Source organism: Salmonella sp. NW645 (assembly GCF_051703725.1).
Lineage (GTDB): Bacteria > Pseudomonadota > Gammaproteobacteria > Enterobacterales > Enterobacteriaceae > Salmonella > Salmonella enterica.
This window is the reverse complement of sequence record NZ_JAMMKR010000005.1, coordinates 242,576-264,737: the sequence shown is the minus strand read 5'-3', so window position 1 is coordinate 264,737 and position 22,162 is coordinate 242,576. Positions and strand designations below refer to the sequence as shown.

Genomic DNA, 22,162 nt, shown 5'->3' with positions numbered 1-22,162 from the left:
AGCTCTCGCCGGATGGCGACGCGTAGCGTCTTATCCGGCCTCCAAATGACGCTTTCGAGCGTAGGCCTGATAAGCGCAGCGCTATCAGGCCCCCTCGTTATCCTAAATCCGCCATCAGCACCTTTGAACGTCGCTGATAGTTATACATTTTTTTCTTGCTCTCAGGCAGTAACTCTATATCGACAGGCGTGAAACCGCGCTCCTGGAACCAGTGAATACTGCGCGTCGTCAGCACAAACAATTTACGCAGCCCCATTTGCCGCGCCTGGGCGGCAACCCGCTCCAGAAGCACTTCTCCACGCGATGAGCTGCGATAATCCGGATGTACCGCTACGCAGGCCATTTCGCCTATTTTCTCTTCCACAAAAGGATACAGCGCCGCGCAGGCGATAGTCATATTATCGCGCTGAATAATGGTAAATTTATCGATCTCCATCTCCAGTTGTTCACGGGAACGGCGTACCAGAATGCCCTGCTGTTCCAGTGGGCGGATAAGCTCCAGAATACCGCCAATATCGTTGATGGTGGCGCGGCGGATCTGCTCGGCGCTCTCCATGACGATCTGCGTACCGATACCATCACGCGAGAACAGTTCCTGTAATAGCGAGCCATCTTCCTGATAGCTGATCAGATGACAACGACGAACGCCGCTACGACAGGCTTTTACCGCGCCGCGCAAAAAACGTACGGTTCCGGAGTTGTAATCGCCCAGCGCTTCCAACTCTTCCACCCGCGCCTGCGCTTCATTCGGGAAGAGTTCAGAAATGATGCCGCCCTCGCTATTGGTAACGCCCTGAGAAGAACAGAAACCGATCATTTTTTCCGCTTTCAGTTTAACGGCGAGTTGAGTGGCAATCTCTTCTGAGGTCAGATTAAAACTTTCGCCGGTCACTGAGACGGCGACCGGCCCCATCAGAACGATCGCGCCGTTATCCAACTGGCGGTTGATCGCATCTTCATCAATGCGCCGGATACGGCCGCTATGACAGTAGTCCACGCCATCATCAACGCCCAGCGGCTGCGCAATGGTGAAATTGCCGCTGACGACATTAATGTGCGCGCCCTGCAACGGCGTATTGTTCAGACTCATCGACAGACGGGCGGTAATATCGAGCTGGAGTAAACCGGCGGCCTGTTTCACCAGCTCCAGTGCTTTGGCGTCCGTCACCCGCGTGTTTTTGTGGTAAATCGGTTCATGATGATGCGCGGCCAGATTGGCGTCGATTTGCGGTCGCGCGCCATACACCACGACAAGGCGAATACCGAGGCTATGCAGTAGCCCGATATCGCTAACGATGCTGGAAAAATTGTCATGCTCAATGGCTTCGCCGCCGAGCATAATGACAAAGGTTTTTCCGCGATGGGTGTTGATATAGGGAACTGAATGGCGAAACCCTTCTACCAGTTCGGTTTTACGTTCCTTTATCATTGCGCGCCCCACTAGTGAATTATTATTCGAAATTAGTGTATTTTTATTCTGTTTTTGCCCTCTGTGCAAGCGTAAATTTTATGCGGTCCGATCGCTTTTCTTAGTAATGCCGTGAATATAAAAAGAATGTTTACCCTTTTATAGATGACAGATTATGCGTCATTCGCTAAAGTTTCCGGTCAATTTGGATGAACTTTGTATGATCTCTATTTAGTTTTTGCTCGGGAGAAGCATGTCGGGAGCCAATTCAGCAATCAGCCGTCGCCGTTTACTACAAGGCGCGGGCGCCATGTGGCTATTAAGCGTGAGCCAGGTCGGGCTGGCTGCCGTAAGCCAGGTCGTTGCGGTGCGTATCTGGCCTGCGTCCAGCTATACCCGCGTCACGGTAGAGTCGAATCGTCTGCTGAAATATAAACAATTTGCCTTAAGTAACCCGGACCGCGTGGTAGTAGATATTGAGGATGTGAATCTGAACTCGGTGCTTAAAGGCATTGGCGCGCAGATTCGCAGCGACGATCCGTATATCAAATCCGCAAGGGTAGGGCAGTTTGATCCTAAGACTGTGCGTATGGTCTTTGAGCTAAAACAAAACGTGAAGCCGCAGCTATTTGCGCTGGCGCCTGTGGCAGGCTTTAAAGAACGTCTGGTGATGGATCTTTATCCTGCCAATGCGCAGGATATGCAGGATCCGCTGCTGGCGCTGCTGGAAGACTACAATAAAGGCGATCTGGATAAACAGGTGCCGCCTTCGCAAAGCGGGCCGCAGCCCGGTAAAGCGGGGCGCGATCGTCCCATTGTCATTATGCTTGATCCGGGACACGGCGGCGAAGACCCCGGCGCGATAGGCAAATACAAAACGCGTGAAAAAGACGTGGTGCTCCAGATAGCCCGCCGCCTGCGCGCGTTGATCGAAAAAGAAGGCAACATGAAGGTCTATATGACGCGCAATGAAGACATCTTCATTCCGTTAAAAGTCCGGGTGGCGAAAGCGCAGAAACAGCGCGCCGACCTGTTTGTCTCTATTCATGCGGATGCCTTCACCAGCCGGCAGCCTAGCGGTTCATCCGTATTCGCGCTATCGACCAAAGGCGCCACCAGTACCGCGGCGAAATATCTGGCGCAAACGCAGAACGCCTCGGACTTAATTGGCGGCGTGAGCAAAAGCGGTGACCGTTATGTCGACCATACGATGTTCGATATGGTGCAATCGCTGACCATTGCCGATAGTTTGAAATTCGGTAAAGCGGTGTTGAAGCAGCTTGGTAAAATTAATGACCTGCATAAAAACAAGGTCGAGCAGGCGGGGTTTGCGGTGTTAAAGGCGCCCGATATTCCGTCTATTCTGGTCGAGACGGCGTTTATCAGTAACATTGAAGAAGAACGCAAGCTCAAGACCGCGACGTTCCAGCAACAGGTCGCAGAGTCGATTCTGGCGGGCATTAAAGCGTATTTTGCCGATGGGGCGACGCTGGCGAGAAGAAGTTAACCTGAGATGACGGCGAGTTTATTGCGCGGGTAAGTAGGATGCTGCCCGCACTGTCGTTGCGGACCAGACGACAGATACAAAAAAACACCCGTAAGGGTGTTCATTAAGTTGGTTGCGGGGGCCGGATTTGAACCGACGACCTTCGGGTTATGAGCCCGACGAGCTACCAGGCTGCTCCACCCCGCGTCCGTCTAAACTTGCATTCTCATTATAATTGGTTGCGGGGGCCGGATTTGAACCGACGACCTTCGGGTTATGAGCCCGACGAGCTACCAGGCTGCTCCACCCCGCGTCCGTGGATGCGCACTATACTCCGCTGAGCTTTTGTTGCAACCCTTTTTTCATATAAATCGCTAATTTCTCATGAATTGCGCAAATACACCGCAGATAGCGCGATTTTTAAACGAATTTACATAATGAGATCGCGATCGCATTTCATTACTTCGGACGGTTTGTTATCTTCACCGGGCACTTTCGATTACGCAGAAGACGAGACACCATGAAAGGACGTTGGGCAAAATATGTGGCGACAGGCGTAATGCTGGCAATGCTGGCTGCCTGTTCATCAAAACCGACCGATCGCGGTCAGCAATATAAGGACGGAAAATTTACCCAGCCCTTCTCCCTGGTAAACCAGCCGGACGCGGTGGGCGCGCCGATTAATGCTGGTGACTTTGCCGAGCAGGTCGACCAGATCCGTTCCGCGTCGCCGCGTTTATACACCAATCAAAGCAACGTCTATAACGCTGTCCAGAACTGGTTACGTTCCGGAGGCGATACGCGTACTATGCGTCAGTTTGGTATCGATGCCTGGCAGATGGAAGGCACCGACAACTACGGTAACGTCCAGTTCACGGGCTACTATACGCCCGTCGTTCAGGCTCGCCATACGCGCCAGGGCGCGTTCCAGTACCCTATCTATAGTATGCCGCCAAAACGCGGGCGCTTACCGTCCCGCGCCCAGATCTACGCAGGCGCGCTGAGCGATAAGTACATCCTGGCCTGGAGTAATTCGCTGATGGATAACTTTATTATGGATGTCCAGGGCAGCGGCTATATTGATTTCGGTGACGGTAGTCCACTGAACTTCTTTAGTTATGCCGGTAAAAACGGCTGGCCTTATCGCAGTATTGGTAAAGTGCTTATCGATCGCGGTGAAGTGAAAAAAGAAGATATGTCGATGCAGGCTATACGCGAATGGGGAGAGAAGCACAGCGAAGCGGAAGTGCGTGAATTACTGGAGCAGAACCCGTCGTTCGTCTTCTTTAAGCCGCAATCTTTTGCGCCGGTCAAAGGTGCCAGCGCTGTACCGCTGATTGGGCGAGCATCCGTCGCCTCCGACCGCAGCATCATTCCGCCTGGCACGACCTTGTTGGCGGAAGTACCGTTGCTGGATAACAACGGTAAATTTAGCGGTCAGTATGAGCTACGTTTGATGGTCGCACTGGATGTCGGCGGAGCGATTAAAGGCCAGCACTTTGATATTTACCAGGGGATTGGCCCGGATGCCGGGCATCGTGCCGGATGGTATAATCACTATGGTCGCGTCTGGGTGTTAAAAAGCGCGCCGGGCGCCGGTAACGTGTTTAGCGGCTGATTGTGGTATTCTGCGACAACCGGATTGCCCGATAACGCGATCGCTATCGGGCCTGAAAATAGTGAGCAGGGGTGAGGAATAACCTCACCTTTTTTTATTCTGAGGTCATATGTCAGTGGTGATAAGTGATGCCTGGCGCCAACGCTTTGGCGGCACCGCGCGTCTGTACGGTGAAAAAGCGCTGCAGCGGTTTGCTGAGGCGCATATCTGCGTCGTGGGAATCGGCGGGGTGGGATCATGGGCGGCAGAGGCGCTGGCGCGTACGGGCATCGGCGCGATTACGCTGATTGATATGGACGATGTCTGCGTGACCAATACGAACCGTCAGATCCATGCGTTGCGTGATAACGTCGGGTTGGCGAAAGCGGAAGTGATGGCCGAACGGATTCGTCAAATTAACCCGGAGTGCCGGGTAACGGTTATCGATGATTTCATCACGCCGGATAATGTGGCGGGTTATATGGACGCGGGTTTTACCTATGTCATTGACGCCATTGACAGCGTTCGTCCAAAAGCCGCGCTGATTGCGTACTGTCGCCGATATAAGGTTCCTTTAGTGACCACTGGCGGCGCAGGCGGGCAGATCGATCCGACGCAAATCCAGGTCGCTGATTTGGCGAAAACCATCCAGGATCCGCTGGCGGCAAAACTGCGTGAGAGATTGAAACATAATTTTGGCGTAGTGAAGAACAGTAAAGGTAAACTGGGCGTGGACTGCGTTTTTTCCACTGAAGCGCTGGTTTACCCACAGGCGGACGGTTCCGTATGCGCGATGAAAGCTACCGCAGAAGGGCCAAAACGGATGGATTGCGCCTCTGGCTTCGGCGCGGCGACGATGGTGACGGCAACGTTCGGTTTTGTCGCCGTTTCCCATGCGCTGAAGAAGATCATGGCTAAAGCGGCGCGACAAGAATAAAAGGACGGGGCGGAGTGTCACGCAGACGCGTATCCGGCCCTGCGCCCTTTGTTAGCGAAAGAAGCGCTGTACCCTGCCGAACACCGGTTTCAGACGGGCGCGGAGATAATGGGAATATAAATTTTCAGATATGCATAGAAACAACCCGAACCATACTGCACAAAAGCAGAGCAGTTCCGCGTAATTAATGTGCTCGCCAAATATCATAATGGCAAGTAAGAACTGTAAAGACGGCTCTATATATTGCGCCAGTCCGGTGACAATCAACGAGGTGTGATTTAACGCGATGGCAAATAATACCAGTGGAATGATTGTCACTGGCGCCGTCATAACATACAAAAAGAAAGGAGTATTAGCGGATATAATTGGTCCAGTGTCGCTAAAGAGAAAAATTAATAGTGAGACAGGTAATGCCCATAATGTTTCAATCGTTATCGATGTCATCACATCATAATGTATAAACTTTCGCGCCAGGCCATATAGCGCAAATGATAATCCCATGGTTAGCGCCAGCGCCGGGAAATGCCGTAGCATGATAATTTGAAAAGTCAGGCCACAAACACCGGAAAAAACGGCGATGGCCTGAAACAACGACAGTTTTTCTTTAAGAAAAATGCATCCCAGCGCAATAACAAATAGCGGGTTGATAAAATAGCCGAGGCTGGCATCAAGTACCAGATGATGGGTTAGCGCATAAATAAAAGATGACCATGAGACAATCATTAAAAGTCCGGCGATCATGCAGAAGAAAAAAGATTTTTTATCTTTCCAGGCATCATGAAATCGCGTTCGCTGCCGAAATAACAATCTTACTGCCAGTAATAATGGAATTGACCAGAACACCCGGTATATCAATATTTGTGCGAGATTTCCCCCTGATAAATATTGATAATATAAAGGTGTTAACCCCCATAATATAAATGCCAGTACCACAAACATGGTACCGCTACGCAGATATTTTTCCACTTATCCATATCCTGTTATAACTTCACCCGATGCGTATGAATTTTCCAGTTCTCCTGCTACGCTACATCAAGTGGCTTTATTTACTCTAAAATCTTCACGCCGTTTTAACATGGATTCTAACATTGTAATTTCATTGTGATAGCTGATAAAAATCAAAAGAATGTTTATCAGGGAAATCTGATGCAGAAACTAATAAAGTGACTGGATTATTTTATCTGCATCGCCTGACCGCCGCGGACGGCGCTGTCAGGCGACAGAATATTTACGCTATTTCAACCCTTATGCGTTGCGGCAACAATCGCTTCGCTCAGCGCGTTCAGCCCCTGACTGCGTGAGGCGCTAAGCTGGGCGCGTAAACCCAGCTCATCAAACAGCGCCAGCGGTGAACGAGCCTGCAGCTCGGCGGCGTTTTTTCCTTCCACCGCGGTGAGCAATACCGCCAGCAGGCCGCGGACAATCCGCCCCTCACTGTCGCCGAAAAAGTGCATCGTTCCGTTATCTGATCGGGTAAAGCCCAGCCAGACGCGGTTCTCGCAGCCGGCTATCTCTTTCGCCTGCGCTTTGCATTCATCCGGCAGAGCGGGGAGCTGTTTTCCTAACAGAATCAACTGACGATATTTATCCTCCCACTGGGTCAGCGGGAGAAAGATAGCGCGTAACGTCTCTTCCGTTACCGTTGTGCCGAACGGGTGTCCGGTATAAAGAGGGTTTGTCATTAATCCACCAGCAGTTCCAGCGCGCGGTCAACGGCGTTAACCAACGCATCCACATCATGTTGAGTATTATACGGCGCAAAAGAGGCGCGCAGAGTCCCTGTGACGCCAAGTTCCGCCAGCAATGGCTGGGCGCAATGTTGCCCGGCCCGGAGCGCAATACCGTATTCCGCCAGCAGCGTCACCATATCGCCGTGGTGCACGCCGACAAAATCAAAGGCCAGCAGGCTGGAGTCCTGGCAGCGGAACGAACGAAAGCCCGGACGTTTCGCCAGTGCGTCTTCCGCCAGCGTCGCCAGCCCGCGGCTCCAGTTTTCGGCCTGTTCAATATCGATATCGGACAGCCATTCCAGCGCAGCGCTCAGGCCGATGACCCCGGCGACGTTCGGCGTCCCCGCTTCCAGTTTCCAGGGAGCGCTTTGAGTGGTGAAGCCTTCAAAGCTAACGTCACGGATCATCTTGCCGCCGCCGAGCCAGGGCGACATCGCCTCAAGAAGCTCCGGCTTACCGTACAGCACGCCGATACCGGTCGGGCCATACAGTTTGTGAGCGGAAAAAGCATAAAAATCGATATCAAGCTGCTGGAGATCCGCCGGGAAGTGTACCGCGCCTTGCGCGCCATCTACCATCACTACCATTCCCGCCGCGTGAGCGGCGCTGATAGCGCTTGCGAGATCCGGGCAGCCGCCCGTTACGTTCGACATTTGCCCCAGCGCCAGAATCCGGCTGCGCGACGTGATCAGTTCCGGCAGACGCTCAACATCAGGAAGACGTCGGTCATTAAGCGGCAGTTTTATGACCTGCGCGCCGGTTTGTTGCGCCACCATCAGCCAGGGCACAAGGTTGGCGTGATGCTCGGCGACGCTAACGATAATTTCATCGCCGGGGCGCAGACGAGGACGGGCGTAACACTGCGCCACCATGTTGATCGCTTCGGTGGTGCCGCGAGTCCAGACGATACTTTTTTCATCGGGCGCGTTTAACAGTCGCGCTGCTTTTGCTCTGGCCGCTTCATATTGCGCCGTCAGGCGCTGCGCCTGTGCAAACTGGCTACGATGAACGTTACCGGCGCTCAAACAATAAAACTGGTGCGTGGCGTCAATGACTGCCTGTGGCTTTAATGCCGTGGCGGCGCTATCGAGATAAACACCCGCATCGGCTAGCGCGGGAAACTGCGCGCGAAACTGCGTGGGATTAAAAGCGTTCATGATATTCCTCGGTTCAGTTTACCGATCGTGGCGTAAAAGCGCGGCTGATACAAGGTTTGTCCTAACCATCGGAATCGTCTGTATATCCTGGCGAATTATGTAAAGGAGGTTATGCTGAATAATGTTAGGCGAATGTTTAAGCCTGTTACGGAGTCCGCTTTAAATAGCACAAACAGCTTTAAGGAGAAGAAGATGAAAAAGACTGCCGCAATTATCTCTGCATGTATGCTGACTTTTGCCCTGAGCGCCTGTTCCGGTCCTAATTACGTTATGCACACCAATGATGGACGTAGCATTGTGACCGACGGTAAACCCCAGACCGATAACGATACCGGTATGATTTCGTATAAAGACGCTAATGGCAACAAACAGCAGATCAATCGTACTGACGTGAAAGAGATGGTGGCTCTGGAAAACTAACCGTTTGTTATACAAAAAAAAGCACCGCAATATGGCGGTGCTACATTAATCACTATGGACAGACAGGGTAAATGTACAGGAAGTGAAAAAGGGTAGTCTCGCTACCGTGGTCTGAATCGCAGACCAATTGCAAACACAACAACACAACATCACAACCGTAAGCCAAAAGCCCATCAGAACACGCATTCCGATAAAACTTTTCGTTCCGGCTCAGGAAGTGCCGCCACTATAGGTATTTGCTGGTAGAACCTCAACGGACAATTTATAATGTCTCAGATTAAAAAAACTAATAGGTTACATATTGTTACCTATTTGTTAAATTCATTCGACATTAAGTCCAGAGGCCATGTCAAAACGATTACCTCCTTTAAATGCGTTACGCGTTTTTGATGCTGCCGCGCGCCATTTGAGCTTTACGCGAGCAGCGGAAGAACTTTTTGTGACGCAGGCCGCAGTAAGCCACCAAATTAAGTCACTTGAGGATTTTTTGGGGCTAAAACTGTTCCGCCGCCGCAATCGTTCGCTGCTGCTGACGGAAGAAGGCCAAAGCTATTTTCTCGACATTAAAGAGATATTTTCCCAGCTCACGGAAGCAACGCGTAAGCTCCAGGCGCGCAGTGCCAAAGGGGCGCTGACGGTGAGTTTACCGCCCAGTTTTGCCATCCAGTGGCTGGTGCCCAGACTCTCCAGCTTTAACTCAGCTTATCCGGGAATTGACGTTCGGATACAAGCCGTTGACCGTCAGGAAGATAAACTGGCAGACGATGTCGATGTCGCGATTTTTTATGGCCGGGGAAACTGGCCGGGCTTGCGCGTCGAAAAATTATACGCAGAATATTTACTGCCCGTCTGTTCTCCTTTATTGCTCACAGGCGAAAAACCGTTAAAAACGCCGGAAGATCTGGCGAAACACACGTTATTGCACGATGCTTCCCGGCGTGACTGGCAGGCCTATACTCGTCAGTTAGGGCTCAACCATATTAACGTTCAGCAAGGGCCGATATTTAGCCACAGCGCGATGGTGTTACAGGCCGCTATTCACGGACAGGGGATCGCGCTGGCGAATAATGTTATGGCGCAGTCGGAAATTGAAGCCGGGCGACTGGTGTGTCCATTTAACGATGTTCTGGTGAGTAAGAATGCTTTTTATCTGGTTTGTCATGACAGCCAGGCAGAACTGGGTAAAATAGCCGCCTTCCGTCAGTGGATTTTGGCGAAGGCGGCGACGGAGCAAGAAAAATTCCGTTTTCGTTACGAACAATAATTAACTTAGGGTATGACCATGACCAGCCGTTTTATGCTGATTGTCGCCGCTATCAGCGGTTTTATTTACGTTGCTCTGGGCGCGTTCGGGGCGCATGTTTTGAGTAAAACCCTGGGCGTGGTTGAAATGGGCTGGATTCAGACCGGCCTGCAATATCAGGCGTTCCATACGCTGGCGATCTTTGGCCTGGCGGTGGCGATGCAGCGCCGTATCAGCATCTGGTTTTACTGGAGCAGCGTTTTTCTGGCGCTGGGCACGGTGCTGTTTAGCGGCAGTCTGTACTGCCTTGCGCTTTCGCATCTGCGCTTGTGGGCGTATATCACGCCTGTCGGCGGCGTCAGTTTCCTGGTGGGCTGGGCGCTATTACTGATTGGCGCCATTCGTATGAAACGTAAGGGCGCGAGCCATGAATAAAGTTGTATTGCTCTGCCGTCCGGGGTTTGAAAAAGAGTGCGCTGCAGAAATTACCGATAAGGCGGGAAAACGGGAAATATTTGGTTTTGCACGCGTAAAAGAGAACGCAGGCTATGTCATTTATGAATGCTACCAGCCGGAAGATGGCGAAAAGCTGATTTCAGAACTGCCGTTCAGTTCGCTGATTTTCGCCCGCCAGTGGTTTGTGGTGGGTGAACTGCTGCAACATTTACCGCCGGAAGACAGAATTACGCCGATTGTCGGCATGTTGCAGGGCGTAGTGGAAAAGGGCGGCGAGCTGCGGGTTGAAGTCGCCGACACCAATGAAAGTAAAGAACTGATGAAGTTCTGCCGCAAATTTACGGTGCCGCTGCGCGCGGCTTTGCGTGATGCGGGCGTATTGACGAATTATGAAACGCCGAAGCGTCCGGTCGTTCATGTCTTTTTTATCGCGCCAGGATGCTGCTATACCGGTTATTCGTTCGCGCATAACAATTCACCGTTTTATATGGGCATCCCGCGTTTGAAGTTTCCGTCTGATGCGCCGAGCCGCTCAACGCTGAAACTGGAAGAGGCGCTCCACGTTTTCATCCCGGAAGATGAGTGGGATGAACGTCTGGCGAACGGCATGTATGCGGTGGATTTGGGCGCCTGTCCCGGCGGATGGACGTACCAGTTAGTGAAGCGCAATATGTGGGTCTACTCCGTAGATAACGGCCCGATGGCGCAAAGCCTGATGGACACCGGACAGGTGACCTGGTTGCGTGAGGATGGCTTCAGGTACCGTCCGAACCGGAATAATATTTCATGGATGGTCTGCGATATGGTGGAGAAGCCGGCCAAAGTCACCGCGTTAATGGCGCAGTGGCTGGTGAACGGCTGGTGTCGGGAGACGATTTTTAACCTTAAACTGCCGATGAAAAAACGCTATGAAGAGGTGTCGCATAACCTGGCGTATCTTCAGGCGCAGTTGGATGAGCATGGCGTTAATGCGCAGATCCAGGCGCGTCAGCTTTATCACGATCGCGAAGAAGTGACGGTACACGTGCGTCGGTTGTGGGCGGCTGTTGGCGGACGTCGCGACGAGCGGTAAAAACGCGCTGCCGTCATCCGGCGCGTCATCAGCGCCGGATGGCGCACGCTTATCCGGCCTATGACTGCGGCGCATCTGAAACAATATGCGTCACGTCATCCAGATGGCCGATGCGCGCCTCTCCTGAACGATTAAATTTACTTTTATCAATCAATAATAAAGACTGCGAGGCGCGCCTGAGCAGGATAGATTTAAAATCGGCGTTGATCGCATTGGAGTCCCACAGATCGCCGCCGCCGTCGATCCCCTCGCAGGAAAAGATGAACAGATCGATATCAAGCGATTTTAGCTGTGAGATAAGCGACGGATTAACGTAACAGCCATATTTACGTTCAAGCTGGCCGCCGGAACTTATCAGCGCAATGCGTTCGCGTTTTCCCAGCTCCTGACAGATAGGATGGCTATTGGTAAAAACCTGAATGGGAATATCCGGCAACTGGCGGGCCAGATACCAGCAGGTTGAACTGGCATCCAGCGCAATCGTCATTCCTTCTTCTATCCACGCTAACGCTTCACGGGCAATATCGGCTTTATGCGCATAATGGCTTTTCAGGCGGATATGGAATGGATCGCCGCTGTCCTGATTTTCACGATGAATATATTTAGCTCGTCCGTGATTACGCAGCACTTTTCCCTGCGTCTGTAGTTCACTGAGATCGCGGCGGATGGTCTCTTTACTGACGTTAAGCCGGGTGGCCAGCGCTTCGGTGGTCAGACTTTTATGATTGATCAGCAGATCGACTATCGCTTGTTGGCGTGCCGCTTTCATTTTTCTCACCCCATCATTCGATGAACGCCCGCGTCATGCGGGCGCACCGGCAAGAGATTACGGCGTTACCCCTTTTTTTAAAAGAATATTTCCGTACTTCGCGCACTCACCTGTGATAACGATCGCAAACGCTTTTTGCGCCCGCTCATAAAACGCATAGCGGTCGATACGAACGATATCCGGGCACGGCGCTTCTAATGACAAGGCATCGCGATAGCGCGCTTCAACGCTGGGATCGAGCGTGTCGCCTTCCACGGCGGCCATCATCACCAGCGGCGGGGCGTAGCTATCCAGCTCAAAGAGCGGAATAATTGCCCGCAGTAGATCGCTGACGCTAAGACCATCGGCGCGAATCACCTGCGGGCCCAGGCTATGCGCGGGAAAGTGAGCGTCGGAAAAAATGATTTCGTCCCCGTGGCCCATCTCGGCCAGCACTTTGAGCAGTGTCGGGGAAATTAACGGTGAAATGGTTTTTAGCATTTCATACTCCCTCAATAATTTCAGGTTCGGTTTGCGGCCAGAAATAGCGATACTGATAATTGACCTGCGCACGCGCCTGTTCCGGGCTATTAAATTCGCCTACGCCGTACCAGCCAAACATGGCAGCGCCGGCCACGGTGGTTTCCGCGTCGTCCAGCACTTTGATAGGGATATCAAGCTGATTCGCTTTAATTTGATTCCATAAAGCGTTGCGACTGCCGCCGCCAACCAGTAACAGTTCTGTGGCGTTAAAATGGCCGATTTTCTCCAGCGTGCGCAGATTACGCTGAAGTTGCGCCGTCAGGCCTTCCAGCGCGGCGCGATAGAAATGGCCGCGGGTGGTATTGAGCGTCACGCCCTGCCAGCCTGCATTTTGGCAGGCGAGCAGATCGCACTGCATCCGCACGCCTTCCGCGCCAGCGGGAATAGCGCGCGCTTCGTCGATCAGCGTTTGCCATGGCGTTTCCGGCGTCCACAGCAGTTTTCGTACCCATTCGAGTACGCCGGAGGCCAGCCACTGCATTCCGGGGTTATAAAGCCCCGACTGACTGTCCAGTTCACAGGTCGAGCCTGGATACTGGCTGAGCAGCGAGGTATCCACCTGACCGCTGCGCACCATCAGAATCTCCCATGTTCCTGAGGAGAGCACCGGTTCACCTTGCTGCGCGCCAGCGCCGAATAACGCGAACTGAGTATCGTGTCCGGCAGAGATCACCGGCACACCCGCCGGGAGACCGAGTAGCCTGGCCGCGTCTGTCTGTAGCGTGCCTATCTGGGCGCCCGCTTCCACGATACGCGGGAACAGGCGGCGCGCCAGGCCCGTCGCCTGCAGGATTTCCGGACTAAAGTCGCGCTGATGGATATCCAGTAGCTGGCTGGTGCCTGCCATAGTGATATCGGTCGTAAACTCGCCGGTCAGACGGTGGTTAATCAGCGACGAGATAAACAGCCAGCAGTGAGCTTGTTCCAGCAGGCGCGGATGATTCTCTTTAAGCCAGACCAGTTTGTACAGCGTGTTAAAGCTGAACGCGCCGACGCCGGAGAGCGTCTGCAATTGCCGGGGCGAGATAAAGCGCCCAATCGTTTCCATCACGGCAGCGGTTCGCGGGCATTTCCAACTGATGACCGGGTAGAGCAGCTTACCCTGCGCATCGACCAGCGCGCCATCGACGCCGAACGTAGTCACCGTAATACCGCGAACAACACACTCCGACAGGGCGCTGGAGAGTGACCTGCAGCAGTCGGCGAAACGTTGCAGGATGGCGTCCAGCGACCACTGATGCCAGGCGCTATTTTCTGCGGCAATGTCGCTGGCGTTAGCGGTTGAGGCGCGGGCGACAATTTTCCCCTGGCGATCAACGGCGATCGCCCGAACGTTAGTCGCACCGCAGTCGAGAACCAGGATAACGTCTTGTTTCATAGATAACTCCATAAACGCCGCCCGATGGCGCTACGCTTATCCGGCCTACGGTTCACGCGCCCGTAGGCCCGGTAAGCCTGCGCCACCGGGCTAAGCCGCATTAACGTTTATACAGCGGGCCATAATTTTGGCAGGCGCGATAATCCTGGCCTTCGATATCCATACCGTGAGCCGCCCAGGCGGAAGGACGGTAGATCTTCGCCTCCTCCACGTTGTGCATACATACCGGGATACGCAGCATCGCGGCGAGAGTAATAAAGTCCGCCCCTACATGGCCGATGGTGAGTACGCCGTGGTTAGCGCCCCAGTTCGCCATCACCGAATAGACATCGGTAAACGGGCCTTTGCCGGTAAGACGCGGCGCAAACCAGGTGGTAGGCCAGGTAGAGTTGGTGCGGGCATCAAGCTGATCGTGCATCGCTTTCGGCAGTTCGACGCTCCAGCCCTCGGCGATTTGCAGTACTGGTCCCAGGCCTTTGATGATATTCACGCGGGTCATGGTGAATGGCACGCCGCCTTCGGTCAGGAAACGGGATGAGTAGCCGCCGCCGCGGAAGTATTCGTGAATCGCCGGGCACCATTCAGTGGCCGCCAGACACGCATCCGCCTCTTGTTGGCTGATTTCCCAGTGTGGTTTCATGGTCGGCTTGCCTTCGCTGTCGCGCTGTTTACAGGCACCGTCCAGAGCGGCAGAACCGGAGTTAATCAGGTGAATAATGCCGTGTTCCGCCAGGCCGCTGAGCGCCTGGCCGGTGACGCGTTCTACGGCTTCCGGCGACCAGTAGGTTCGTACGTCGGCGAATATCTGCGCGGTACCAGTGAGTTGATGGCCAAACAGCATCGCTACGCCGTTCAGACTGTCATTTTCGGTGGCGACGACAAACGGTTCGCGTACGCCGTTCCAGTCAAAAGAGCTATTGAGCAGCGCTTCGGCGGTATCGCCGTTCGGGTATTGATCGGTCCAGTGGCGCTGGCCCTGGAAGCCGGCGGCAATGGCGTTGTAGCCCAGCGATTCTTCAACTAACCCTTTGTCCGCCAGCGTCTTGTTGCCCTGCATCATATCGCGAATACACATCGCCATCAGCAGGCTCTCTTTTAGCACCGCGCGGTTCTGGGCTTCATTGCGCTTATACTGCGAGGCATTCTGATCTTCGCCGTAGCGGAAGTTTTTATCCGCCCACGCCAGCGCCATCTCCAGTTCGGCCTCATCATAAATTTTTTGATCGATACGGCGGCGCAGTTCGGTCATATCTACCGCTTGCACCTTCATGCCCAGCCAGGATTCGAAGAAGTTATGATCGACAATGGAACCCGCGATCCCCATCGACACGCCGCCGACGGAGAGGTAGCTTTTGCCTTTCATACTGGCAACCGCTAACCCTGCCCGCGCAAAACGCAGCAGTTTTTCTTCGACGTCGGCGGGAATGGAGGTATCGTCGGCATCCTGCACGTCATGGCCATAAATGGAGAACGCCGGAATGCCTTTCTGGCTGTGCGCCGCCAGCGCCGCGGCAAGGTAAACCGCCCCAGGACGCTCTGTGCCGTTAAAGCCCCAGATGGCTTTCGGACGCATCGGGTCCATATCAATGGTTTCGCTGCCATAGCACCAGCACGGCGTAACGGTAATGGTCACGCCCACGTTCTGGCTACTGAATTTTTCTTCACAGGCGGCGGATTCCGCCATTCCGGCAATACAGGTATCCGCAATGACGCACTCCACCTGTGCCCCGCAGGCGTGGCGGATTTTCTCGGTGATGAGCGCCGCCGTCGCTTTCGCCATGTTCATGGTTTGCTCTTCGAGCGACTCGCGTACGCCCATACGACGTCCATCAATCACCGGGCGGATACCGATTTTCGGTAAGCTGATTTTTTTCATGACAGATTCCTCACGTTATTCGGATAAATGTTCAGTTTGTCGCCGCTTGTGAACGGAAACGGGCAAAAATGAAGATGACGGCAAAGCACAATGCCGGAACCAGTTCGGCGGTCGGGATTTTGCCTGCGGCGTCGCTAACGAAGCCCATTACTGGCGTGACAATACCGCCGCCAATGATGGTCATGACGATAAAAGACGAGCCGTACTTAGTGTCCTGTCCCAGATTTTTGATACCCAGCGAGAAGATGGTCGGGTACTGGATTGACATAAATGCGCTACACAACGTCAGCGCCAGCAGGCCGATATGTCCGCCGCTAAAGGCGGAAATCAGACACAGGAGCATGGCAAACAGGGCGTAGGCGGCCAGCACTTTATGCGGCGCGAAGCGGCTGATAAGCCAGGTCCCGGTGAAACGGCCGATAAAGAAGCACACCATAGTGCCGGTCAGGTAATTGGCGGCGAAACCGGGCGTCATTCCAGGGATCTCCTCAATGGCGTAGCGGATCAGATAGCTCCAGCAGGCGGTTTGCGCCCCCACGTAGCAGAACTGCGCCAGCACCGCCCAGCGCCAGTGGCGGATACGGATGAGTCGGGAGAGAGAAGATAAGAAAGAGCTTTGTTTAGCATCGCTATGATCGTCACTTTGCAGGGCCGGAAATTTGGTCAGCATAATCAGCAGCGCAACTACTAATACGATGGCGACGATAATCATGTATGGCGTTTGTACCGATAACACCAGGCTGTGTTTATAGGCGCTAAGCTGATCCGGCGTCATTTTATCAAGCGCTTCTTGCGATTGATGCGGCACGTTAGACAAAATAAGGCTTTGCCCAAACACAACGGCGATAATAGCGCCAAAGGAGTTAAAAGTTTGCGCCAGATTAAGCCGGAAATGTCCGCCGCTTTCTGGACCTAATACCGTAACAAAAGGGTTGGCTGCAGTTTCAAGACAGCCTAAACCGGCGGCGATGATAAACAGGCCAATTAAAAATAATGTGTAATTCATTATCTCGGCGGCAGGCCAGAATAATGCGGCGCCAACAGCATACAAAAAAAGCCCGGTGATAATCCCTGCTTTATAACTGAGTTTTTTCATCAAAATCCCAGCGGGGATTGGAATGACGAAATAACCGAAATAAAAGGCTGACTGAATAAGCCCAGCCTGAAAGTTAGTTAGCGTAAAAGCTTGTTGAAACTGCGGTAGTAAAATGTCATTCAGATTATTGGCGACAGCCCACAGAAAAAATAGCGAGCAAAGTAAGGCGAATGGAATAATGTAGCGCTTGCTCTTGCTTTGCTCTGCATCCACAGCACGAAAACTCTGCGTTTGTATTGTTGTGTTTCCCATAGCATCCTCATCGGTTCAGAAGCTTTTGCGTGCGGTCGGTTCTGGTCACCAGACCGTAAAATTAGGTGAGTTCGCTTTTCTTACCGGTAATAAATTGGCGTCCGGAATGAACTCATGGATTCATTTTCAAATAAAAAAGGCCTTTTAATATGATGGCGGTCACATTTATACCTGAGAGCAGAGCGTTCTGTGATTATCATCACTTTAATTTCCATAAAAAAATGACCGTTTGAGATGTTTAATTTAAAAAACCACAGACTGAATGCCCGAATTAAATTATTGCCACGAAAACGGGCAGTAGTAACTTATTCTTCATTTTTGCCCGTTTTAAAAAATATTATTAAGAGCGGGCATTTATCGGCGAGAGAAACGGTAGTCGTCTGGTTTATCGTGGCGAATTAATTGATGTGAATCACAAAATATCGTTATTTAAATTCCCTTCTCTTTATTCAGTATGATGATAGTTGCTAACTATTCGATTATTTCAACAGGACAGCAGCGCGATGCGAAAGGCGGTTTTGTTGTCTCATTTTGAATCACAGAGAGAGGTAAATAATGGAACGAAATAGACTGGCGCGGCAGATTATTGATACCTGTCTGGAAATGACGCGGTTAGGGTTAAATCAGGGGACGGCAGGTAACGTGAGCGTACGTTATCAGGGCGGAATGCTGATTACGCCGACGGGGATCCCCTACGAGAAGCTGACAGAGTCGCACATTGTCTTTATTGATGCTGACGGTCAGCATGAGCAGGGCAAGCTGCCTTCCAGCGAGTGGCGTTTTCATATGGCGGCATACCAGACGCGCCCTGACGCCAATGCTGTGGTACATAACCACGCTGTCCATTGTACGGCAGTCTCGATCCTGAATCGCCCGATTCCGGCGATTCACTACATGATTGCCGCCGCGGGTGGAAACTCTATTCCCTGCGCGCCCTACGCCACTTTTGGCACCCGCGAACTTTCTGACTATGTTGCCGTGGCGCTTAAAAATCGTAAAGCGACGCTGTTACAGCATCACGGGCTTATCGCTTGTGAAGAAAATTTAGACAAAGCATTGTGGCTGGCGCATGAAGTGGAAGTGCTGGCGCAGCTCTATTTAAGTACGCTGGCCATTGTCGATCCGGTACCGGTACTGGATGACGAGGCGATCGCTATCGTACTGGAGAAATTTAAAACTTACGGATTACGTATTGAAGAGTGATGTCAGGAGACAGGCGATGGCGAACAGAATGATTCTGAATGAAACGGCATGGTTTGGCCGGGGAGCGGTGGACGCATTAACCGATGAGGTGACGCGCCGCGGTTATCATAAAGCGCTGATTGTTACGGATAAAACGCTGGTGCAATGCGGTGTGGTCGATAAAGTGACAAGCAGAATGGATGCCGCAGGGCTGGCGTGGGAAATCTATGCGGGCGTGATCCCTAATCCTACGATTTCCGTTGTCCAGGAAGGGCTTAAGGTCTTTACCCAAAGCGGCGCGGACTATCTCATCGCCATTGGCGGCGGTTCTCCGCAGGATACCTGCAAAGCGATCGGTATTATCAGTAACAATCCGGAATTTGCCGATGTGCGCAGTCTGGAAGGGCTATCGCCGACCCGTAAACCCAGCGTGCCGATTATGGCGATCCCGACAACGGCGGGAACCGCGGCGGAAGTCACTATCAATTATGTGATTACCGATGAAGAGAAACGGCGCAAATTCGTTTGTGTCGATCCACATGATATTCCGCAGGCGGCATTTATCGATGCCGATATGATGGACGGTATGCCGCCCGCGCTGAAAGCGGCAACGGGCGTGGATGCGCTAACCCATGCTATTGAAGGCTATATTACCCGGGCCGCATGGGCGCTGACGGATGCATTACATATCAAAGCCATTGAGATTATTGCTGGCGCGCTGCGCGGCGCCGTAGCCGGAGAAAAAGAGGCCGGTGAGGCGATGGCGCTGGGGCAATACGTTGCCGGGATGGGGTTTTCCAATGTGGGGCTGGGGCTGGTGCATGGGATGGCACATCCGCTGGGCGCGTTTTACAACACGCCGCACGGCGTCGCGAATGCTATTTTGCTTCCGCATGTGATGCGTTTCAATGCCGGGTCTACCAACGAGAAATTCCGTGATATCGCCCGGGCGATGGGGGTGAAGGTAGAAGGATTGAGCCTTGAAGAGGCGCGTAATGCCGCAGTGGAAGCCGTATTTGCGTTAAATCGCGATGTGGGAATTCCGCTGCATTTGCGTGATGTCGGCGTTCGAAAAGAGGATATCCCGGCGCTGGCGCAGGCGGCGTTCGATGATGTCTGTACGGGCGGCAATCCGCGTGAAGCGAGTCTGGCGGACATTGTCGAACTGTATCATATCGCCTGGTAATTTTGCCGGATGGCGCTGCGCTTATCCGCTCTACATTTCGTGCAGTCCTGTAGGCAGGATAAGGCGTTCACGCCGCCATCCGGCAACAAAACTACCGCGCCAGCCGTAGCTGCTGTAAGTTTCCGTCGATATGTAAATCGGTTTGCAGACGTGCAATATCGCGGCAGAGAAATGCCATTTCTTTATGCATCTCAAGCTTTTTGCGCCACTTTTCCGGCACCTCGTCCAGATGGGCGTAAATTCCCTCCAGATTTTGAAACTGAATCAATAGCTGGGTCGCGCTTTTGGGGCCGATACCGGCAACGCCGGGGACTTTCGAACTGCTGATTCCTGCCAGACCCCAGTAATCCGGCAACTGTCGGGGAAGTACGCCAAACTCTTTTTCAATAAACGGCGCGTCCAGCCAGCGTTTCTGGAAGTAGTCGCGAATGCGCAATCCCGGAGAGAGCAACTGGCAATAGCCTTTATCGGTTGACACAATGGTTGCCTGGTGTCCGGCTTCGGTAACTTTTAGCGCCAGCGTCGCCGCCAGATCGTCCGCTTCATTACCATCTGATGCCCAACAGCGTACGCCGCGCTGTTCAAACGCGGCGCGTAGGGCGGGCATTTCATTATGTAAATCGTCAGGCATCGGCGGACGTCCTGCTTTGTAGTCCGGCAAACGCTGATGACGCCAGCCGCTGCTGCGCGCGTCGTCATCAAATACCGCTACGGCATGGGTTGGCTGGCTGTGGATAATCAATTGATCGAGCGCGTGTTGGCAGGTTTCCACACAGGGCGATCCCTGAACGGCGTGAATACGGCGAATCAAATTGAGCGCGTCGACGATAAGCAGATGAGCAGCCACGGTGTTCTCCCTTACAAACCTGCGCGTAGGGTAACATTCACGGCGGGGGGAGGCGAGCATTGCGAAATAGCGCTATCCGTAGGCCTGATAAGCGAAGCGACATCAGGCAACAAAGCCGGATGGCGGCGAGCGCCTTATCCGGCCTACAGATCCTAAAATGTGCTGAGAATTAATCGCAGGTAACGATCTTCATCGCCAGGCCGCCGCGCGAAGTTTCGCGGTACTTAGCGTTCATGTCTTTACCGGTTTCGTACATGGTCTCAATCACTTTATCGAGGCATACACGCGGTTCGCTGGTACGGCGCAGCGCCATACGCGCGGCGTTGACCGCTTTGACTGAAGCAATCGCGTTACGCTCAATGCAGGGAACCTGGACCTGACCGGCAACCGGATCGCAAGTTAACCCCAGATTATGCTCCATGGCGATTTCTGCGGCGATACACACCTGCGCCGGACTACCGCCCAGCAGCTCGGCCAGACCCGCTGCCGCCATGGAACAGGCCACGCCGACCTCTCCCTGACAACCCACTTCGGCGCCGGAAATAGAGGCGTTCATCTTATACAGCGAGCCAATCGCGCTGGCGACCAGCATATAGCGAGCAAGTGAGTTAGCATTTACTTCGCGGATAAACTTGTCATAGTACGCCAGCACCGCCGGAACAATACCACATGCGCCGTTAGTCGGCGCAGTGACTACTCGTCCGCCTGCGGCATTCTCTTCGTTCACCGCCAGCGCGAACATATTGATCCAGTCGACGACCGCCATCGGATCGGTGGTGGTCTTATCCTGACTGACCAGCACCCGACGCAGCGCCGCCGCGCGACGCGGAACGCGCAGTTTGCCCGGCAATACGCCCTCGGTGGTGATACCGCGCTCGATACCGCTGCGCATTACCTCCCAGACCCTGGCGAAGTGCTGCTCCAGCGCTTCTTTACTGTGCAGGGCCAGTTCGTTTTGCATCATCAGACCGGAGAGCGACAGACCCGTCTCCTGGCAGTGGCGCTGTAAATCCGCGGCGGTTTTGTAAGGGTACGGCACGTTAACAGGTTCGCTATTCGTCAAACCAAAGTGCTCTTCATCGACGATAAAGCCGCCGCCAATGGAGTAGTAGGTTTGGCTGTAGAGCACCTTATCGCCCGCCAGCGCGGTAATACGCATCCCGTTTTCATGCAGAGACAGGTTGTCGGCGTGGAAATTCATGCACTTATCGACCGGAAATTCGACTTCATGCTGCCCATTGGCCAGTAGTAAACGCCCATGGGTGTTCACATCCTGGATAAAGGACGGAATGGCGTCGATATCGACGGTGTCCGGCAGATTCCCCGCCAGGCCCATAATAATGGCGATATCAGTATGGTGGCCTTTACCCGTCAATGACAGAGAGCCGTAGACATCCACCACGACGCGGGTGACATCTGTAAGGATATGGCGGGCAATCAGATCATCCGTGAACTGCTTGCCTGCTTTCATTGGTCCGACGGTGTGAGAACTGGAAGGGCCAATGCCGATTTTAAAAATATCGAATACGCTAATCATAGGGCATCCAT

Annotated in this window: 20 protein-coding genes and 2 tRNA genes; 9 read left to right on the top strand and 13 right to left on the bottom strand. The window is 53.2% G+C overall.

All coding sequences use genetic code 11. The features are described from left to right. Positions 1–97: 97 nt before the first annotated feature. The gene (gene argA, locus NA389_RS13105; protein WP_000588962.1) at positions 98–1,429 is read right to left on the bottom strand and encodes an amino-acid N-acetyltransferase; all 1,332 of its coding nucleotides are present in this window, start codon (positions 1,427–1,429) and stop codon (positions 98–100) included. Positions 1,430–1,661: 232 nt separating this feature from the next. On the opposite strand from argA, the gene amiC reads away from it, so the two are divergent. Then, entirely contained in the window at positions 1,662–2,915 is a 1,254-nt protein-coding gene (gene amiC / locus NA389_RS13100; RefSeq protein WP_000011919.1) for an N-acetylmuramoyl-L-alanine amidase AmiC, read from the top strand. Positions 2,916–3,024: 109 nt separating this feature from the next. Here amiC and NA389_RS13095 read toward each other — a convergent pair. Beyond that, a tRNA-Met gene (locus NA389_RS13095) sits at positions 3,025–3,101 on the bottom strand. A 29-nt stretch (positions 3,102–3,130) separates the two neighbouring features. Beyond that, positions 3,131–3,207, bottom strand: a tRNA-Met gene (locus NA389_RS13090). 207 nt (positions 3,208–3,414) lie between these two features. Between NA389_RS13090 and mltA the strand changes: the two genes are divergently transcribed. Both mltA and tcdA read left to right on the top strand, forming a co-directional pair. Further along, positions 3,415–4,512 (top strand): murein transglycosylase A, encoded by a 1,098-nt coding sequence (gene mltA / locus NA389_RS13085; RefSeq protein WP_000678621.1) that lies wholly within the window; start codon positions 3,415–3,417, stop codon positions 4,510–4,512. Between the two features lie 109 nt (positions 4,513–4,621). Next, entirely contained in the window at positions 4,622–5,428 is an 807-nt protein-coding gene (gene tcdA / locus NA389_RS13080; RefSeq protein ID WP_000117742.1) for a tRNA cyclic N6-threonylcarbamoyladenosine(37) synthase TcdA, read from the top strand. A gap of 51 nt (positions 5,429–5,479) precedes the next feature. Here the strand turns inward: tcdA and rarD are convergent, their stop codons facing one another. The 3 genes from rarD to csdA all read right to left on the bottom strand — a co-directional run bounded on the left by rarD (position 5,480) and on the right by csdA (position 8,315). Beyond that, a complete protein-coding gene (gene rarD, locus NA389_RS13075; protein ID WP_014343890.1) occupies positions 5,480–6,367 on the bottom strand; it encodes an EamA family transporter RarD in 888 nt (295 codons plus the stop codon). A gap of 299 nt (positions 6,368–6,666) precedes the next feature. Beyond that, positions 6,667–7,110, bottom strand: a complete 444-nt coding sequence (gene csdE, locus NA389_RS13070) for a cysteine desulfurase sulfur acceptor subunit CsdE (protein ID WP_000184198.1) — start codon at positions 7,108–7,110, stop codon at positions 6,667–6,669. Then, entirely contained in the window at positions 7,110–8,315 is a 1,206-nt protein-coding gene (gene csdA / locus NA389_RS13065; protein ID WP_000991052.1) for a cysteine desulfurase CsdA, read from the bottom strand. The genes csdE and csdA overlap by 1 nt, the downstream gene beginning before the upstream one ends. 192 nt (positions 8,316–8,507) lie before the next feature. On the opposite strand from csdA, the gene NA389_RS13060 reads away from it, so the two are divergent. The 4 genes from NA389_RS13060 (at position 8,508) to rlmM (ending at position 11,506) form a co-directional block, all read left to right on the top strand. After that, complete coding sequence (locus tag NA389_RS13060) at positions 8,508–8,735, top strand: YgdI/YgdR family lipoprotein (protein ID WP_000750393.1); 228 nt, start codon at positions 8,508–8,510, stop codon at positions 8,733–8,735. 346 nt (positions 8,736–9,081) lie between these two features. Continuing rightward, positions 9,082–9,999, top strand: coding sequence for a glycine cleavage system transcriptional regulator GcvA (gene gcvA, locus NA389_RS13055; protein WP_000044409.1), 918 nt, complete (start codon positions 9,082–9,084; stop codon positions 9,997–9,999). An 18-nt stretch (positions 10,000–10,017) separates the two neighbouring features. Next, positions 10,018–10,413: a DUF423 domain-containing protein gene (locus NA389_RS13050; protein ID WP_000203913.1), complete on the top strand. Its 396-nt coding sequence runs from the start codon at positions 10,018–10,020 to the stop codon at positions 10,411–10,413. Then, positions 10,406–11,506 carry a 23S rRNA (cytidine(2498)-2'-O)-methyltransferase RlmM gene (gene rlmM / locus NA389_RS13045; RefSeq protein ID WP_001045494.1) on the top strand — a complete coding sequence of 367 codons (1,101 nt, stop codon included), beginning with the start codon at positions 10,406–10,408 and terminating at the stop codon, positions 11,504–11,506. Before NA389_RS13050 ends, rlmM begins: the two co-directional genes overlap by 8 nt. A gap of 58 nt (positions 11,507–11,564) precedes the next feature. Here the strand turns inward: rlmM and fucR are convergent, their stop codons facing one another. The 5 genes from fucR to fucP all read right to left on the bottom strand — a co-directional run bounded on the left by fucR (position 11,565) and on the right by fucP (position 17,399). Beyond that, the gene (fucR, locus tag NA389_RS13040; protein ID WP_000642330.1) at positions 11,565–12,275 is read right to left on the bottom strand and encodes an L-fucose operon activator; all 711 of its coding nucleotides are present in this window, start codon (positions 12,273–12,275) and stop codon (positions 11,565–11,567) included. Positions 12,276–12,332: 57 nt separating this feature from the next. Then, a complete protein-coding gene (fucU, locus tag NA389_RS13035) occupies positions 12,333–12,755 on the bottom strand; it encodes an L-fucose mutarotase (protein WP_000920848.1) in 423 nt (140 codons plus the stop codon). Position 12,756: 1 nt separating this feature from the next. Next, positions 12,757–14,175, bottom strand: a complete 1,419-nt coding sequence (fucK, locus tag NA389_RS13030) for an L-fuculokinase (protein ID WP_000806791.1) — start codon at positions 14,173–14,175, stop codon at positions 12,757–12,759. Positions 14,176–14,275: 100 nt separating this feature from the next. Next, positions 14,276–16,051 carry an L-fucose isomerase gene (gene fucI / locus NA389_RS13025; protein ID WP_000724126.1) on the bottom strand — a complete coding sequence of 592 codons (1,776 nt, stop codon included), beginning with the start codon at positions 16,049–16,051 and terminating at the stop codon, positions 14,276–14,278. 31 nt (positions 16,052–16,082) lie between these two features. Further along, positions 16,083–17,399, bottom strand: a complete 1,317-nt coding sequence (gene fucP, locus NA389_RS13020) for an L-fucose:H+ symporter permease (protein ID WP_000528622.1) — start codon at positions 17,397–17,399, stop codon at positions 16,083–16,085. Between the two features lie 555 nt (positions 17,400–17,954). On the opposite strand from fucP, the gene fucA reads away from it, so the two are divergent. Together fucA and fucO are read left to right on the top strand one after the other, a co-directional pair. After that, positions 17,955–18,602 (top strand): L-fuculose-phosphate aldolase, encoded by a 648-nt coding sequence (fucA, locus tag NA389_RS13015; protein WP_000440831.1) that lies wholly within the window; start codon positions 17,955–17,957, stop codon positions 18,600–18,602. A 16-nt stretch (positions 18,603–18,618) separates the two neighbouring features. Next, positions 18,619–19,767: a lactaldehyde reductase gene (gene fucO, locus NA389_RS13010; protein ID WP_000013562.1), complete on the top strand. Its 1,149-nt coding sequence runs from the start codon at positions 18,619–18,621 to the stop codon at positions 19,765–19,767. Positions 19,768–19,858: 91 nt separating this feature from the next. Here fucO and xni read toward each other — a convergent pair whose 3' ends face one another. Then, a complete protein-coding gene (gene xni / locus NA389_RS13005) occupies positions 19,859–20,614 on the bottom strand; it encodes a flap endonuclease Xni (RefSeq protein WP_001530269.1) in 756 nt (251 codons plus the stop codon). A gap of 169 nt (positions 20,615–20,783) precedes the next feature. Further along, positions 20,784–22,151, bottom strand: coding sequence for an L-serine ammonia-lyase II (gene sdaB / locus NA389_RS13000; RefSeq protein WP_000626384.1), 1,368 nt, complete (start codon positions 22,149–22,151; stop codon positions 20,784–20,786). Positions 22,152–22,162: the final 11 nt, after the last annotated feature.